Here is a 340-nt window from a genome sequence, read left to right on the forward strand (position 1 = left end):
TAATAACCCAGAAATGCCAAGCAGGATTTCAAAACTCCTGAAAAAGCAAAAAGGGAAGTGTACCCACTGCGAAATGTTCTTCCGCGAAAACGATGTGATGGAAGTTGACCATATCATCCCAAAATCGCAAGGTGGAAAGGATGAGTATAAAAATCTTCAACTTTTACACAGACATTGCCACGACACAAAGACAGCCAATGATGGCAGTCCTGGCGACAAATCCGACTGCAAAAGTGTCGAGCCTAAGCCCGTCAAAAGACTGGAAAAAGTCCATGACAAATGGGTAATGAGGTATGCGTGACAAGCACCAAATCATTGAGGAGCCGTGTGAAGGGAAACT

Annotated in this window: 1 protein-coding gene; it reads left to right on the forward strand. The window is 44.1% G+C overall.

The features are described from left to right. The coding region (locus tag AABK37_RS42020) for an HNH endonuclease (protein ID WP_432557274.1) at positions 1-301 on the forward strand (301 nt) is incomplete at its 5' end. Positions 302-340: the final 39 nt, after the last annotated feature.

Source organism: Tolypothrix sp. VBCCA 56010 (assembly GCF_050875635.1).
Lineage (GTDB): Bacteria > Cyanobacteriota > Cyanobacteriia > Cyanobacteriales > Nostocaceae > Hassallia.